Source organism: Paenibacillus sp. GCM10027630 (assembly GCF_042676305.1).
Classification (GTDB): domain Bacteria; phylum Bacillota; class Bacilli; order Paenibacillales; family NBRC-103111; genus Paenibacillus_S.
Genome location: NZ_JBHTGY010000052.1, coordinates 129,650 through 145,968, shown reverse-complemented (window position 1 = coordinate 145,968; position 16,319 = coordinate 129,650). Strand labels below are relative to the sequence as shown.

The 16,319-nt window shown below is 42.5% G+C and carries 19 protein-coding genes; all 19 read left to right on the top strand.

Going from position 1 to position 16,319, the window contains the following annotated elements; translation table 11 throughout:
- Nucleotides 1–16 precede the first annotated feature (16 nt).
- The 19 genes from trmFO to ACFQ0C_RS25270 all read left to right on the top strand — a co-directional run bounded on the left by trmFO (nt 17) and on the right by ACFQ0C_RS25270 (nt 16,286).
- Nucleotides 17–1,345 (top strand): FADH(2)-oxidizing methylenetetrahydrofolate--tRNA-(uracil(54)-C(5))-methyltransferase TrmFO, encoded by a 1,329-nt coding sequence (gene trmFO, locus ACFQ0C_RS25360; RefSeq protein WP_379370712.1) that lies wholly within the window; start codon nt 17–19, stop codon nt 1,343–1,345.
- Nucleotides 1,346–1,574: 229 nt separating this feature from the next.
- Nucleotides 1,575–2,120: an ATP-dependent protease subunit HslV gene (gene hslV / locus ACFQ0C_RS25355; protein WP_258212425.1), complete on the top strand. Its 546-nt coding sequence runs from the start codon at nt 1,575–1,577 to the stop codon at nt 2,118–2,120.
- A 25-nt stretch (nt 2,121–2,145) separates the two neighbouring features.
- A complete protein-coding gene (gene hslU / locus ACFQ0C_RS25350) occupies nt 2,146–3,531 on the top strand; it encodes an ATP-dependent protease ATPase subunit HslU (RefSeq protein ID WP_258212496.1) in 1,386 nt (461 codons plus the stop codon).
- A gap of 206 nt (nt 3,532–3,737) precedes the next feature.
- Entirely contained in the window at nt 3,738–4,511 is a 774-nt protein-coding gene (gene codY / locus ACFQ0C_RS25345; RefSeq protein WP_379370709.1) for a GTP-sensing pleiotropic transcriptional regulator CodY, read from the top strand.
- Between the two features lie 228 nt (nt 4,512–4,739).
- Complete coding sequence (flgB, locus tag ACFQ0C_RS25340; RefSeq protein ID WP_258212423.1) at nt 4,740–5,138, top strand: flagellar basal body rod protein FlgB; 399 nt, start codon at nt 4,740–4,742, stop codon at nt 5,136–5,138.
- A 6-nt stretch (nt 5,139–5,144) separates the two neighbouring features.
- On the top strand, nt 5,145–5,591 hold the full coding sequence (gene flgC / locus ACFQ0C_RS25335; protein WP_379370707.1) for a flagellar basal body rod protein FlgC: 447 nt from the start codon (nt 5,145–5,147) through the stop codon (nt 5,589–5,591).
- A gap of 26 nt (nt 5,592–5,617) precedes the next feature.
- The gene (fliE, locus tag ACFQ0C_RS25330) at nt 5,618–5,920 is read left to right on the top strand and encodes a flagellar hook-basal body complex protein FliE (protein ID WP_258212421.1); all 303 of its coding nucleotides are present in this window, start codon (nt 5,618–5,620) and stop codon (nt 5,918–5,920) included.
- Between the two features lie 45 nt (nt 5,921–5,965).
- Nucleotides 5,966–7,555 (top strand): flagellar basal-body MS-ring/collar protein FliF, encoded by a 1,590-nt coding sequence (gene fliF / locus ACFQ0C_RS25325; protein WP_258212420.1) that lies wholly within the window; start codon nt 5,966–5,968, stop codon nt 7,553–7,555.
- Nucleotides 7,556–7,569: 14 nt separating this feature from the next.
- Nucleotides 7,570–8,586 carry a flagellar motor switch protein FliG gene (gene fliG / locus ACFQ0C_RS25320; RefSeq protein ID WP_258212419.1) on the top strand — a complete coding sequence of 339 codons (1,017 nt, stop codon included), beginning with the start codon at nt 7,570–7,572 and terminating at the stop codon, nt 8,584–8,586.
- Nucleotides 8,579–9,397 carry a FliH/SctL family protein gene (locus tag ACFQ0C_RS25315; protein ID WP_379370704.1) on the top strand — a complete coding sequence of 273 codons (819 nt, stop codon included), beginning with the start codon at nt 8,579–8,581 and terminating at the stop codon, nt 9,395–9,397. Before fliG ends, ACFQ0C_RS25315 begins: the two co-directional genes overlap by 8 nt.
- Nucleotides 9,398–10,720, top strand: coding sequence for a flagellar protein export ATPase FliI (gene fliI / locus ACFQ0C_RS25310; protein WP_379370702.1), 1,323 nt, complete (start codon nt 9,398–9,400; stop codon nt 10,718–10,720).
- A 16-nt stretch (nt 10,721–10,736) separates the two neighbouring features.
- A complete protein-coding gene (gene fliJ, locus ACFQ0C_RS25305; protein WP_258212416.1) occupies nt 10,737–11,177 on the top strand; it encodes a flagellar export protein FliJ in 441 nt (146 codons plus the stop codon).
- A gap of 28 nt (nt 11,178–11,205) precedes the next feature.
- Nucleotides 11,206–12,132 (top strand): MotE family protein, encoded by a 927-nt coding sequence (locus ACFQ0C_RS25300; RefSeq protein ID WP_379370699.1) that lies wholly within the window; start codon nt 11,206–11,208, stop codon nt 12,130–12,132.
- Nucleotides 12,133–12,157: 25 nt separating this feature from the next.
- Nucleotides 12,158–13,720, top strand: a complete 1,563-nt coding sequence (locus ACFQ0C_RS25295) for a flagellar hook-length control protein FliK (RefSeq protein ID WP_379370697.1) — start codon at nt 12,158–12,160, stop codon at nt 13,718–13,720.
- 40 nt (nt 13,721–13,760) lie between these two features.
- Nucleotides 13,761–14,219 (top strand): flagellar hook capping FlgD N-terminal domain-containing protein, encoded by a 459-nt coding sequence (locus ACFQ0C_RS25290; protein WP_258212413.1) that lies wholly within the window; start codon nt 13,761–13,763, stop codon nt 14,217–14,219.
- Nucleotides 14,216–14,593, top strand: coding sequence for a TIGR02530 family flagellar biosynthesis protein (locus ACFQ0C_RS25285; protein ID WP_258212412.1), 378 nt, complete (start codon nt 14,216–14,218; stop codon nt 14,591–14,593). Before ACFQ0C_RS25290 ends, ACFQ0C_RS25285 begins: the two co-directional genes overlap by 4 nt.
- A gap of 87 nt (nt 14,594–14,680) precedes the next feature.
- Nucleotides 14,681–15,526, top strand: coding sequence for a flagellar hook-basal body complex protein (locus ACFQ0C_RS25280; RefSeq protein WP_258212411.1), 846 nt, complete (start codon nt 14,681–14,683; stop codon nt 15,524–15,526).
- A gap of 58 nt (nt 15,527–15,584) precedes the next feature.
- The gene (locus tag ACFQ0C_RS25275) at nt 15,585–15,806 is read left to right on the top strand and encodes a flagellar FlbD family protein (protein ID WP_258212410.1); all 222 of its coding nucleotides are present in this window, start codon (nt 15,585–15,587) and stop codon (nt 15,804–15,806) included.
- Entirely contained in the window at nt 15,807–16,286 is a 480-nt protein-coding gene (locus ACFQ0C_RS25270; protein ID WP_379370693.1) for a flagellar basal body-associated FliL family protein, read from the top strand. It abuts the gene before it with no gap.
- Nucleotides 16,287–16,319: the final 33 nt, after the last annotated feature.

Sequence of the window (16,319 nt, the reverse complement as noted above, 5' to 3'; positions counted from 1 at the left end):
TCAGGAGGAAATGATTTTGTCAGAGACATCAAAAGTTACCGTAATTGGAGCAGGCTTGGCTGGCAGCGAAGCTGCGTGGCAAATTGCAAGTCAAGGAGTGTCTGTAATTTTATATGAAATGCGTCCGGTGAAGAAGACACCGGCGCATATTTCCGATCAATTTGCCGAGCTGGTATGCAGTAATTCACTGCGCTCTAATGGTTTAGCCAATGCTGTCGGCGTGTTAAAAGAAGAAATGCGGATGTTGAATTCATTAATTCTTCAATCCGCGGACAAGCATGCTGTACCTGCCGGCGGCGCATTAGCTGTTGACCGTGACGGATTTTCAGCGGAAGTAACATCCAAGCTCAGAAATCACCCTTTAATAGAAGTGCGGAATGCTGAGCTGGAGTCTTTGCCTGACGGCATAACGGTTGTTGCTACCGGACCCTTAACCTCGCCTTCACTTTCCTCTCATCTAAAGGAGCTTATGGGAGAGGAATATTTATATTTCTATGATGCGGCGGCACCGATCGTTGAGAAAGACTCGATAGATATGAGTAAAGTATATTTGGCTTCTCGATACGACAAGGGAGAAGCAGCTTATTTGAATTGTCCGATGACAGAGGAAGAATTTAATATTTTCCATGATGCGCTCGTATCGGCGGAAGTGGCTCCCATCAAGGAATTTGAGAAAGAAATTTATTTTGATGGCTGTATGCCGATTGAAGTCATGTCCAAGAGGGGCAAACAAACGGCGCTGTTCGGCCCAATGAAGCCGGTTGGTCTTATCAATCCCCATACTAATGAACTCCCTTACGCGGTGGTTCAGCTTCGCCAGGACAATGCAGCGGGTACCTTATATAATTTAGTAGGTTTCCAAACTCATTTGAAATGGGGAGAACAAAAGCGGGTCTTTTCATTGATACCGGGATTGGAAAATGCAGAATTCGTTCGTTATGGTGTTATGCATCGTAATACATTTATTAATTCACCCAAACTTTTGAAACCGACTTATCAATTTATTAATCGGGACAATCTGTTTTTTGCAGGTCAGATGACAGGTGTAGAAGGCTATGTAGAATCAGCAGCATCTGGCTTAATTGCCGGACTGAATGCAGCGCGCTTTGCAAAGGGTCAAGAATGCATAGTATTTCCGGAGGATACGACTCTTGGAAGTATGGCTCATTATATAACGACAGCCGACTTCAAACATTTTCAGCCGATGAACGCGAATTTTGGATTGTTCCCGCCATTAGGTGAAAAAATTAAAAACAAGAAGCTTAAAAATGAAAAAATAGCTTTGCGTGCAATTGAGAAAATTCAGAATTTTTCGCAAAACGAATACAATTCCACTTGTAAGTAAAAGCTGTATTATGTTACGATAATGTTGTTTTGATAACATCTTTTATTGGTATTCAGCAGAGCATTTGTTGAATGGTTTGATAGGAGCGCTGCTGTTTATTCTTTAATAGTCATATATCATGTAAATCCAACCTCTGCATCGCGGCTGCCCTGTTAGTGCGTCTCGAACGAGGTTTTTCTATTGAATGACTGTTTTGTTTTGGGAGTACTATCTTTGGAGGTAGGTTGGAATGGAGCAAGCTTTTCATGCAACAACGATTTTTGCTATTCGGCATCAGGGCAAAGGTGCTATTGCAGGGGATGGTCAGGTTACGTTCGGCAACAGTATGGTAATGAAGTCACAAGCCAAAAAAGTGAGAAGACTGTATCGCGGGAAGGTAATAGCAGGCTTTGCAGGCTCTGTAGCTGATGCAATAACGCTTTTTGAGAAGTTCGAAGCCAAGCTTGAGGAGCATCAAGGCAATTTGCAGCGTGCAGCTGTAGAGCTTGCCAAGGATTGGCGGTCTGATCGTGTTCTAAGAAGATTGGAAGCTATGATGATAGTTATGGATACTTACAATGTGCTGCTAATTTCAGGCAATGGAGAAATAATTGAACCCGACGATGGAATTCTTGCTATTGGTTCGGGGGGGAGCTTTGCCTTATCAGCCGGAAGAGCGCTTCATCGCTATGCATCGCATATGAGTGCCAAAGAAATCGCACAAGCGGCTTTGACGATGGCAGCCGAAATATGTGTGTTTACCAATCACAATATTATAGTAGAAGAAATCGAGTGAATGAGGAGGTACTCTCTTGAAGCATATGGCTCTTACACCCAGAGAGATTGTCACCCAGCTGGATAAATATATTATCGGTCAAAAAAATGCCAAGAAGTCAGTAGCGGTTGCACTTCGCAATCGTTACCGCCGCAGCCAACTGGACGAAGCAATTCGAGATGAGATCGTTCCTAAAAATATTTTAATGATTGGACCAACCGGTGTTGGAAAAACAGAAATCGCCAGACGGCTAGCCAAGCTGGTGAATGCGCCTTTTATTAAGGTTGAAGCGACCAAGTTTACGGAAGTTGGCTATGTCGGCCGTGACGTGGAAGCTATGGTGCGTGATTTGGTGGAAACCTCGATCCGCATGGTTAAGGTGGAATGGGCGGATAAGTTGAAGGATAGAGCCGCTCAGCTTGCTGACGAACGGATTGTTGCACTGCTTGTACCAGGACCTTCCAAGCAGAAGTCTCAACGTAATCCTTTAGAAATGCTGTTCGGTAACAATTCTGCCAATGAACCGCAGGAGCAGGAGAATGACCCTTATCTGACGACACGGCGTCAGGAGGTTAAAGAGCAGCTGGCCAAAGGCGAGCTGGAGCAGAAGATCATCGAGATAGAGGTGGAGGACAGCACACCTACCGTACTCGATATGATGTCGGGTCAAGGCAACGAGCAGACCGGCATGAATATGCAGGAGCTGTTTGGCAGCCTGATGCCTAAGAAATTGAAGAAACGTAAGCTTCCAGTTAAAGAAGCGCGCAAAGTGCTGATTCAAGAAGAAGCCCATAAGCTGCTGGATATGGATGAGGTCATTGAAGAGGCCGTCCTTCGAGCTGAGCAGCTGGGAATTATTTTTATAGATGAAATTGATAAGATTTGCAGCTCCGGTCGCGGAGGTGGACCCGATGTATCCCGTGAAGGTGTGCAGCGAGACATTCTGCCTATTGTGGAGGGCTCAACAGTCATTACGAAATACGGTCCGGTGAAAACCGATTATATTTTATTTATTGCTGCAGGAGCTTTTCATATAGCAAAGCCTTCAGACCTAATTCCTGAGCTTCAAGGAAGATTCCCAATTCGGGTGGAATTAAGCAGCCTGACTCAGCAGGACTTTATGCTCATTCTAAAAGAGCCTAAATATGCTTTGACTAAGCAATATACAGCTTTGCTGGAAACTGAGGGCATTCAGGTTCAATTTTCAGATGAAGCCATAGAGGAAATTGCGAAAATTGCAGCAGAAGTAAACCAAAATACCGATAACATCGGAGCAAGACGATTGCACACAATCCTTGAGAAGCTGCTTGAGGATTTGTCATTCGAAGCACCTGAAATTACGCTGGAGCAAATTATGATTACTCCTGAGTACGTGAGGGAAAAGCTTTCGGATATCGTGCAAAACCGAGACTTGAGTCAATATATCTTATAACATAAGAATTTATAAGTTTTCAGCGTAGCTGAACAATTCTTATGTTTCAAGAAAACTTACATCTGAATCGCGTTCGCTCATCCTGAAAGGCCTCGATAGAGGTTTTCTTATAACATAAAAATTATAAGTTTTTAGCTTCATCGAAAGGCTTCGAATATTTTTTATAAAAGTTTAATAAACCGTAGGTCGCACTGGGAGGCAGTACCATGACATTGTTGGAAAAGACTAGAAGGTTAAATAAATTATTGCAAAAGGAAGCCGGTAACTCGGTAAGCTTTAAGAACATGGCAGAGGTTTTAAGTGATATATTACGTGCAGATATATTTGTTGTAAGCCGTAAGGGAAAGGTGCTTGGGAGGGCGGTTTCAACAACGGAGCAGCATTCAGAGTTGCTTGAAACGATCCTGCAAGAAAACCGATTTTCCGTAGAATATAACCAACTGCTGTTGAAGGTTGAGGAAACCTCTTCGAATATGGATGCCAAAAACGATCATCATTTGTTTGGTGACCATTTGCCGGAGGAAGCTATTTCCATTACCATTGTCCCTGTTATAGGTGGTGGAGAAAGATTAGGTACATTGATATTAACTAAGCGGGACGGTGCATTTATTGATGACGATCTGATTCTGGCCGAATACGGATCAACGGTCGTCGCGATGGAGATTTTAAGGGAAAAGACGGAGCAAATTGAAATTGAAGCACGAAGCAAGGCTGTAGTTCAAGTGGCGGTTGGCTCCTTATCCTTTAGTGAATTAGAAGCTGTAGAACATATTTTCGACCAGCTTGAGGGATCGGAAGGTTTACTGGTAGCGAGTAAAATAGCGGATCGTGTCGGAATTACGAGGTCGGTTATTGTCAACGCCATGCGTAAATTAGAGAGTGCAGGAGTCATTGAAACACGGTCCCTTGGCATGAAAGGAACCTACATTAGAGTACTAAATGATCAACTAATACAAGGTATCCAAAGTATTAAATTATAGTGAATGTCTTATTCCAAGCCCTATATTACAAATATAGGGCTTTTTTCATATTGTAATTCTTTCTTTATTTATTCAATATAGATATAGTCCAGATTTACTAAAAAAAAGTTAGAAAATTCTCCTTACATATCAATATTTTTTTCGCTTAAATTGTCGAAGAAAGGAGGATAATGCAAACAACTTGTTGAATAGTACATTCAAACATCACACAAAAGGCAGGGAGATCCAGTGGATATACTCAATAAACCGGCATTTAATCAAATGGAACGATCTTTGAACGCCTCGACCATTCGTCAGCGTGTGATTGCAGATAATATTGCCAATGCGGATACTCCTTATTTTAAAAGATCCGAAGTTCAGTTTGAGGAATTACTGCAAAATGAGTTAAATGGTTCATCCATCCAAGGATACAGAACCGACCCAAGACATTTTGTTATCGGACGTCCTGCTAAACCAGAGGCTCAAATAGTTAAAGATGGCTTGTCCACGATTAACAATAATTTGAACAACGTGGATATGGACTATGAAATGTCTCTATTGGCAAAGAATCAGCTTCGGTATAATGTCATGGTTCAACAAGTCAGCAGTGAAATCAAAAAAGCCAGAACAGCCATTGAAGGGAGATAGCGTTAGATGAAGCTTACTAATGGTTTTGACATCAGTTCTTCCGCATTAACGGCACAGCGATTTCGAATGGATGTAATTTCTTCCAACATTGCTAACGCTGATTCGACTAGGGCAAGGCTGGTCAATGGAAAATGGATGCCATACCAAAGAAAATTAGTTACAGTTGAGGCAAAACAGCCATCGTTTCAGCAGACGCTTAGAAATGCACAAGCAGAAACGGCTGGAGAAGGGGTTAGAGTAACGAAGATCATTGAAGATACTTCTCCCTTTAAGCAGGTTTACAATCCTACGCATCCTGATGCAGACGAGAATGGATTTATTATGATGCCAAATGTTGATGTGCTTAAAGAAATGGTGGATATGATCTCAGCATCTCGTTCATACGAAGCTAACGTTACCGCTTTAAATGCTTCGAAATCACTTGTGACGAAGGCTTTGGAAATAGGAAGATAAGCGAATCGTGAAGAGGAGGTTTAATGATGATAGACAAGTTGGGGTTGCAGCCTTTACAAGGAGTGTTACAACCTGTAGCATCTAAAAGCTTGAGCGCTTCAGAAGTAACGGATCAATTCGGAAATTTTTTGACTGATGCTATGAATAAGCTGAATCAACAACAGCAAAGTGTTGATAAACTCAATGATCAGTTTGTGAAGGGTGAAATTTCGGATGTGCATCAGCTGATGATCGCAACGGAGAAAGCTTCCTTAGGTTTACAGCTGACGGTTCAAGTTCGAAATAAAGTAATCGATGCATATCAAGAAATTATGAGAATGCAAGTGTAATTGATCTGTTGAGTCGTAGCTACGGTCTTTGGATGGGGTGGAATAGTGAACGAGAATATAGTCCAATATTGGAACCGTGTGAAGCAATATTGGAGTCAATTTAGTAAAGCTCAAAAAATTACTTTTGTTTCAACATTAGTGCTTGTAATATTGACTATTGCTATAATAAGCTACAATTTTTCAAAGACTGAATATGCACTGGCATATACGAATTTGCAGCCAACGGATGCTGCTTCGATCAAAAATTATTTGGATGGCGCTAAAATTCCTTATCAGCTTAGTGAGGATGGTAAAAGCATTGGTGTTCCAAGAAGTGAGGTTGCCAATGTCAAGCTTGCCGTTGAATCCCAGGGATTAAATAAGACAGGTAACGTCGGTTACGGTGCATTTAATCAGAGCAGTACTTTCGGGACTACAGACAAAGAGTTCAACATTAAATATGTAAATGCGGTTCAAGGCGAGCTGCAGCAATTAATTAATTCAAACAGTGCAGTAGGCAGCTCAAAGGTATTAATTAATTTGCCTGAAGAGAGCGTGTTTCTGGCTAAGGGGTCTGAGAAGGCGAAGGCTAGCGCATCCGTTGTGCTTAACTTGAAGCAAGGCTATACATTGGATCAAGCCAAAGTGGATACCATGTACAATCTAGTATCTCATAGCGTAAAAGATTTACCTATAGAAAATATTACAATTTCCGATCAGAACGGTGAGCTGCTTGAATACTCTAAAGGAAAAGGCAAGGTTTCAAGCGCTAATCTAGCAACTCAGAATTTTGAAATTAACAATCAATTCAAAAATGATATTCAAAAGAATATTCAGCAAATGCTGGGTGCTATTCTTGGAAAAGACAAGGTTATCGTTCAAGTTTTCTCAACTATGAATTTTGATCAAACCAACTCGAAGCAGCAACTGGTAACAGCACCGAATGCGGTTGATCAAAAAGGTTTGGAAATTTCGGTACAGGAAATTCAAAAAAACTATAATAGTGACGGAGGCGCCGCTGCGGCAGGTGTTCCCGGTACAGGACAAACGGATGTTCCAGGATATCCGGGTAGTACTAACAATGGGAAATCTCAGTCAGAAGAGCTTCAAAAAACGGTGAACTACGAGGTTAACCGAATTACAAACGATATAGTAGCAACACCATACGTTGTTAAAGATTTAACCATTAATGTCGGAGTTGAACCACCTAACCCGGCCGATCCTAATTCTTTGACGCAGGAAACAAAGGATGCTGTGCAACAAATATTAGTAAATGTGGTCAGAGCTGCGTTGGCAGATAACAAGCCACCGGTAGCAGAAGCAGACCTTGCTAAAAAAGTAACCGTTTTTGCACATTCGTTTGCGAGACCACAAACCGAAGCTCCAAGCTCGAATCAGCTATTGATTTACGGAGGTTTAGGCGGACTTGCATTGGCACTCCTTGTTATTGGCGGTTTCATGCTTATGCGTAGACGCAAAGCCCAACAAGAGGCTGAGAATGAACTGGCTGCTGAACCTGCAACGGTTGAGTTTCCGACTATTGATATTGATAATGTGACTAACGATAACCAAATACGCAAACAGCTTGAGACATTGGCGAAAAGAAAGCCGGAAGAATTTGTCAATCTGCTGCGTACTTGGCTAGTAGATGAATAGAGAGGTGTACTTTGTTGGCAAAAGTTCAGCAACAAGGATTAACAGGGCGTCAGAAAGCAGCCATATTGTTAATCAGTTTAGGCCCCGAAGTGTCGGCTCAAATATTCAAGCATCTACGCGATGAAGAAATCGAACAATTAACTTTGGAAATCGCAAATGTAAGAAAAGTCGATAATATTGAGAAAGAATCTATCTTGGCTGAGTTTCACCAAATATGTGTGGCTCAGGAGTTCATCTCTCAAGGTGGTATTGCTTACGCAAAGGATATATTGGAAAAAGCTCTAGGCTCCCAAAAAGCGTTGGACATTATCAATCGATTAACAGCAACCTTGCAGGTTAGGCCGTTTGACTTTGCAAGGAAAGCTGATCCTGCACAAATTCTCAATTTTATTCAAAATGAGAATTCACAAACGATCGCACTAGTATTGGCTTACTTGCAACCGGAACAGTCTTCCATTATTCTTTCCTCGCTCCCACAGGAGAAACAGGCAGACGTTGCAAAGCGGATTGCATTGATGGATAGCACTTCTCCAGAAGTTATCAGCCAGGTTGAACGAGTATTAGAACAGAAGCTGTCAGCGACTGTAACGCAAGACTACACAAATGCTGGCGGTATAGCTGCTATCGTTCAAATATTGAATGGTGTTGACCGTGGTACAGAACGTACCATTCTGGATTCCTTGGAAATTCAGGATCCTGAATTGGCTGAAGAAATCAAGAAAAGAATGTTTGTATTTGAAGATATTGTCAATATCGACAATCGTTCGATTCAACGTATTATTCGTGACATTGAGAATGCAGATTTGCAGCTAGCGCTTAAAGTTGCCAGTGAAGAAGTACGCGAAGCGATATTTAAAAATATGTCGAAGCGGATGGCTGAAACGTTCAGAGAAGAGATGGAATTCATGGGTCCTGTACGATTGCGTGATGTTGAAGAGGCGCAAACACGTATCGTGGCCACTATCCGGCGACTAGAAGAGGCCGGTGAAATTATCATCGCTCGCGGTGGAGGAGATGATATTATTGTCTAATGTCATCAAGTTTACTCAATACATAGCTTTAGACGATAAAAAAGTCGTAGAAGTTGCGGTTAAACCCGAATTAAATGCAGCTCAAGATGATTCAAGTGAAGCTGATAATCCGCATTTGGAAGAACTTAATGAAGCCATACAAATTAAAGAGCAAATATTGCAAGACGCTGAAGCTTTTGCCGAAGAACAGGTAAAGGCAGCAATGGAAGAAGCGGCAGCAATCAGACAGCAAGTTCAAGCAGAATCAGAGCTCTGGTGGAACGAACAAAGACAGCGGGATCTTGACCTGCAAAATCAACTTAAAGATGAAGGCTTCCAACAAGGCTATCAAGACGGACTTAAGCAATCAGAAGCGGAGCTTCGCGAACAATACGACGGAATGCTTCAGGAAGCTTCCCAGATATTGGATCAGGCTTATATATTGAAGCAGCAGATCATTCAGGAGTCTGAGCCGTTCCTCATAGAATTAAGCTGCTCGATTGCAGAAAAAATCGTTGAACGTCAGCTAACTATTGAATCGGAATGGATCGTTGAACTTGTTCAAAAGGTGCTATCGAGAAGAAGAGAGAAAGGGATTATTACACTTTGTGTAGCTCCTGCTCATTTCTCTAATATTCAAGATGCAAGGGAAGAACTGCTTCTGCATATCGACTCTCAAGCGGAGCTGCAAATTATTCCGGATCCTTCGGTTCACGATCAAGGCTGTGTGGTCCGTTCATCATTTGGAAGCATAGACGCGAGAATTGATACACAGCTTAAGGAAATCAAAAATGCTTTGCAGCATCTAGCCGTCAGAAATGAGGGAAACTAGATGAGTCAAATACCGAATGCTTCCAAATACATTGAGCATCTTAGACAGATAGATCCAATCCGTGTTAATGGAAAGGTCACACAGGTCATAGGGCTGACAGTTGAATCTGAGGGCCCTGATGCAAGCATTGGCGATGTATGTTACATTTATCCACTTAAATCCAATCAGCCGCTTAAGGCGGAAGTTGTAGGCTTTAAAAATAACAAAGTATTGCTTATGCCATTGGGAGAGCTTCATGCGATTGGGCCAGGCTGCGATGTCGTAGGAACAGGGAAGCCTCTTACCGTACAGGTTGGTCATGAGCTGCTTGGTAAAGTCTTAGATGGCCTGGGACAGCCGTTGGATGGTACGTTTCTTCCTTCAAGAATGACTCAATATTCAACAAACAATGCGCCCGGCAATCCATTGAAGAGGCCGCGTGTATTGGAGCCAATTAGTGTAGGAGTACGATGCATCGACGGACTGCTTACAATCGGCAAAGGTCAGCGGGTTGGTATCTTTGCAGGCTCAGGCGTTGGTAAAAGTACACTTATGGGCATGATCGCTAGAAATACCTCGGCTGATGTAAATGTTATCGCTCTAATCGGTGAACGTGGCCGCGAAGTACTTGACTTCATAGAACGTGATCTCGGTCCGGAGGGCCTTGCAAGATCTGTCGTTATTGTTGCCACCTCTGATCAACCTGCATTGATTCGTATTAAGGGAGCCTTGATCGCTACCAGCATTGCAGAGTATTTCAGGGACCGTGGACTTAATGTGATGATGATGATGGACTCGGTAACTCGTTTCGCTATGGCACAACGTGAAGTTGGACTAGCTGTAGGTGAGCCACCTGCGACACGAGGATATACCCCTTCTGTCTTTGCCATGCTTCCTAAGCTTCTGGAACGCTCAGGCACTGGGCCTAAGGGTTCCATTACCGCGTTCTATACCGTACTAGTGGATGGCGATGATATGAATGAGCCAATAGCAGACGCAGTACGAGGTATATTGGACGGCCATATTGTTCTGGACCGGAGCATTGCGAATCGCGGTCACTATCCAGCAATTGATGTACTGTCCAGTGTAAGTCGTGTAATGAAGGAAATTGTATCCTCTGAACATTCGCTCGCTGCAGAACAATTGAAACGATTATTATCTGTATATAAAGATTCGGAAGATCTTATAAATATAGGGGCGTATCAAAAAGGTTCGAATCCTGAAATTGATCTTTCCTTGGAATACATTCAATCAATTTGGGATTACACGAAGCAAAGAGTGACAGATAAGCTGACATATAGTGATGCGCGGGAAAGATTAATCCAAGAATTCCAAAAAGGATGAGGGATGAGAACAAATTATGAGATTCCGTTATGCTTTTCAGAAAATTGTTGATTTAAAAACAAATGAGAAAACACAAGCGGAGTGGATGCTCTCCGAAGCAATAGGCAGGGTAAGGGAAGAGGAGTCATCGTTGACCGAGCTGCATACGGAAAAAGATGATCTTCATGATCAATTACATACTGTTTCTTCGAACAAAGCGACAATCTCACAGATATTGATGCTGCAGCAATTTGTTGATCACATCGATCAGAAAATTGTAACCAAGAACAAAGACCTTCAACAAGCACAGCAGGTTATGCTTACCAAGCAGGAGGTACTGAATGGTAAAATGCTGGAAGAAAAAATTTGGTGCAAAGCCAAAGATAGAGCTCAGCAGCGTTTCACTGCAACGGCCCTTAAGAAAGAACAAGAGCAGCTAGATGAAATGGCAACCACCCGGTTTCGGAGATTGTCATAGAGCTTAAACGTACAAGGAGGTGAGTTTTGTGGCAGAGGTGGATGTTGAGAATAACTCCTCGTATGGCGCAATGGAACGGTTTTTAATTTGGTTCTTGATCCCTTTTGTATTCACTGCCGTACTGCTGGGCGTCTTGATGACTATATTTGGTTACGATGTAACGAACAATGTTCTGCGTGCAGCTAACAAGATTCCGATAGTTAATACAGTTCTCCCGGCTCCGAAAGATAAATCAGCTGAGTCTAAGCCATCCGATAAGACAGCGCAGCAACAGGCGGCTTCGGCCCCTGCAGCAGAAGAAACGGCTCAAGCACTTAATTCGAAACTGGAGCAAAAAGATCAGGAGCTGAAGAAAACAGATACACTTGTTCAACAGAGGGACCAAACGATCAAAGAGCTTCAGCTTAAAAACAGTACTTTGGAAGAGCAGATGAAAGCGAAAACGCAAAATGATGATGAATATACGGCTAAAGTCCAACAGCTGGCTAGCATGTATGCTAAGATGTCACCTTCCAAAGCGGGGCCTATTATGGAAAACCTAACTACAGCTGAGATGGTGCTGGTGCTAAGCATGATGAAAGTAGACGAGCGGGTGAAGGTTCTTGAGAAGATGAATCCTAAAATGGCTGCTGATGCATCGATCTTGCTGAAGGATCTCACTTCAACAAAGGACAAGCAAATTGCTGCCCTTCATCAGGAACGTCTAAAGCAAGCATCGACTCCAGAGACTGATGTCAATCAAAAGCTTAGTAAGGAGGATCTTGGAGCTACTTTCTCGAGTATGACGCCTAAGAGCGCTGCAACCGTATTATTGGAAATACAAAACACCAATCCCGCTAAGGTGATATCTATATTAAGCTCTATGGACAGTGCAGGCCGTTCCAAAATACTTACAGCTATTTCCGAACAATCGAAAGAAACCGCTGCACTTATTTCAACTCACCTAGCACAATAATATCGAAAGGAGGTGAAAAATAAAAATGGAAATTCAAGCGCAAGTATCAGTGACTCCTACAGCTTCGGTTTCATCGAATGCTTCAAACAACGCTAATGGAAGTACATCTGCAGCACCCGCATTATCGGGTCAAGCCAAGACAGGCTTCTCCGCAACTTTGAACAGCATGCTGGCTGGTGAAGCTGATGTGAGTCAAGGGGACTCACAAATCTCTCTAGTTGGTTTAAATGTGCTGGCTCAGTTAATGGCTGCTTTAAAAGAAGATTCAACCGTATTACCGGAACAGGGCTTAGGAGATTCTTTGAAGCAATTGGATGATCTTATTAACCTCATGGACTCTGATACTGATTTTGCTTCAGCCTTTATGGATGATCCTGGTGTGCAAGCTTGGCTCGCACAAATTCAAGCACTTTTACAGCTTCAAACCCCAGCTGCATTAAGCGTGACTCCAAATCAAACAAGTGAGACTGGTGAAGCTACAGTTGATGAAGCGATTCAGCCTTCTAATGGAAATGCTCAGAATTCTAGGTTGAATCCGTTGCTGTTTGTTCCTTTGGAAACATCGTCTACTGACAATGAAACTGCTCAGACAGTACCGGTTGCCGATTTGAAGCCTGTTACCAAAGCTGAAGCACATAAATTGCTGGAAAGCTTTAAAAATCTTTTGCAATCAAACAGTGACCAGAATTCCAATCTTTTGACCGGGAATTCATTGCAAAAAATAGTAGCTGATCTTCAGCAAGTATTAGCGCCATTGGTTGCCGCTCCAGCTGTTAGTGATAATTCAAAGGATTCGGTTACGGACAGTGAAGTAGCTACACAGCTATTTTCTACTCAAACGAATGATCGGTCACCAGGAGTATCGACTGTTACCAATCCAATTAAAAGAGATATCGCTTTTCAAGTGAATGTAACGGCTGTTAATCCTAAATTGGAATTTCTGGCAGCTAGAGCATTGCCTCCCAAGACAACGGTAGAAGAAGTGGTAAATGATGCACCATTATTTGAGCCGCTGCAGGAAATGGTAGTCGATACAACTGCTGACAACAGTGTCATGCCTATGCATGAATTTCTCAAGCAGGTTCAGAGTGGCGAACAATTAACGAAGACCCCGGTATTGCTGATGCACTCGCACAGCTTTACGGAAGATATGACTGATTTTGTTAAAGCTTTTACACTGGATGCAAGAGCGGATGGGATTACAGAAGCGAAGCTTTCCTTATACCCGCAGCATTTGGGTCAAGTAGATGTGAAGCTGACGATCCACAATGGTCAATTGATTGCACAGTTTATGGCTGACAGCTTGACTGGCAAAGAAATGCTGGAAAGTCAATTGAGTCAACTTAGAGCTACATTGCAAAGTCAGGGCATTCAGGTAGACAAGCTGGAAGTAACACAAAGCCAATCCTTCCAATCCGGGATGTTCCAGGAACAACGGCAGCAGCAATCCCAGCAGTCCAATAAGCAGCAAAAGGGTAACGGAACGAATAAAGCTTTATCCTTGGATGAAGAATTGACTCAGGCAGCTGCAAAAACTGCACCGGTTTCAAATCGTCTTGGACAAACTTCTATCGATACTACGGCATAAGCCCTAACGCGGCTTTTACGAATGATTAGGAGGTGAACAAATGTCTGATTCAATAGTAAGTACCAGGAATGTGTATCCTTATTACTCTAAGACGAACATCCAAAATTCAGGTACTGTAAAAAAAGAGGATGCTGGCAAGCTGGGCAAGGATGAGTTTTTGAAAATTCTGATGACTCAGCTTAAAAATCAAGATCCTATGGAGCCTCTCCAGGATAAAGAATTTATTGCACAAATGGCTCAATTTACGTCTGTTGAGCAGTTAACCAATATGAATACCGAGATGAAGAATCTCCGTCAAACTTTGGGCTTTGCCTCCGGCTTGATCGGAAAAGAAATTTCCTGGACTAATGTTACAAGTGACAGCAATAACCCAATTATTAAAAAGGGAATTGTTAGTTCGATCGTAGTGAAGGCTGATGGGCAATATGCTGTGATTGATGGTGAGCAAATCGGATTGAATCGAATCACAGAAATTGCCAATTCGGAGGTTAAGCCATGACCGAACGGATTTCTGTAGGCCAGCTATATCCAGGAAGTTTAAGAACTCAGCAGTTAAAGAGAAACGATGCTCCAGCCCCGGCTAAGGAAGGAACGTTTCAGAATGTACTGCAAAATGAGTTGGTCCGTTTTAGTCATCATGCAGAGCAGAGGCTGCGTCAGAGAGGGATCGAGTTTCAGCCTGAGCAATTGGCCAAAATTCAATCTGCTATTGATAAAGCCGCGTCCAAAGGCGCCAAGGATTCTCTAATGCTGATCAACGATACCGCACTTATTGTGAATATTAAGAACAGGACTGTTGTAACCGCGCTTGATGAAGCGTCGATGAAAGATAACTTGTTCACTCAAATTGACAGTGCGGTCATTATTTCGTAACAGTAGGGCCGGACCTTTTAAGGAAGCCCCTGGTTGTGGAACGACCGAAGCAACCTAATCATATAACTCAATAGGAGGCAACATTCTATGTTAAGATCTCTATACTCTGGAGTTTCCGGTATGAGAGGGTTTCAAACCAAATTGGATGTGATCGGTAATAATATCGCCAACGTTAACACTGTTGGTTTTAAAGCCGGACGCGTTATGTTCAAGGATATTCTTAGCCAAACGGTTGCAGGTGTTACTCCCTCTGTAGATGGAACCAAAGGTGGAGTCAACTCAAAGCAAATCGGTCTGGGTGTGTCGATCAGTTCTATTGACACTATCCATACACCAGGTAGTGCAATGACTACAAATGTACCGACCGACTTGCGATTAGACGGAGATGGGTTCTTCCTTGTTAGTGATACTCCTGGTACAGGCGAACCTTTCTTGACTCGCGCAGGGAACTTTTCATTTGACGCCAACAATCAGCTTGTTACCTCAGATGGTATGTTTGTTCTTAGCTCGGATAATGCAATCATCGATCTGGACAATTTGGGAGCTGGCGGACCTGTAACTGCTTATTCCATCTCCAACTCAGGTGAGATCATTACGGTTGATAGCACTGGAACGACTACTAGCTCGGGTGTCTTTATCGGTATTGGTAAGGTTTCTAATCCTTCTGGTCTGGAAAAGGTTGGAGGTAATTTATACCGTCAATCTCCAAACTCCAATGATGCAGGAGCGCCTGTTTCCGGAGCGATTCTTACAGCTAATGATCCGGTTAACGGAACAGGAGCAATCGTTGCAGGCCAACTGGAAATGTCAAATGTTGATTTGACAGGCGAATTTACAGAAATGATTGTGGCTCAACGTGCTTTCCAAGCTAACTCACGGATTATTACTACTTCTGACCAAATTTTGCAAGAAGTTGTTAATTTGAAACAATAATAGAAATGATGGGGGAGCCTAACCTCTCCCTCTAATTTTTATAAAACGGAGGCTAGTCATGATTCGACTAACGCGGCTCAATGGGAGGATAATTACAATCAATGCTTTGCTGATTGAAAGTATCGAGGAAACACCTGATACTATGATTACATTAATTACAAGTAAAAAAATTACCGTATTAGAGCCAGAAAAAGATGTGGTCCAGCTAGTGACCCAATATATGAAATCAATCGGTGCGGTTGCCGGAACAATTAAGAGTTTGGATTCGGAGGGGTTGTAGTTGTTTAAAAGTAAAATCTTCTTGCTAGTGGTGGCAATTCTAATTGCTATAACCTTAATATTGACGGCAGCTTTCGTATTATTGGAATACATGGACAAAAAAGGAAGCTCAGATCCTCAAGAGCTCGCACAAAATTCGGCGAAAGAAGTAAAGCCGGCCAAAAAGCTTTCCCCTGAAGAAACAAAGGCCAGCACTGTTATTTTAAAAGATATATTGACGAATCTTGCAACCAATAATAGGTTCATTAAAGCAAGCTTCGCTATTGAATTGGAAAATACGAAGGCCAAGGATGAATTTGAAAAGCTGGATTTCAAAATGAAAGCCATAATCGTACAAACGCTCTCCGACATGACTCCAGAGCAGGTACAAGGCAGCAAAGGCTTGGATAATCTAACTTCGGCCCTTATGAATAAAATGAACCCATTGCTCTCCTCCGGGAAAATCAAGCAAATTTGGATTACAGACAGTGTTCTTCAATAATGATGGGTCTTAAAGGAAATTGCATGAAGGAGG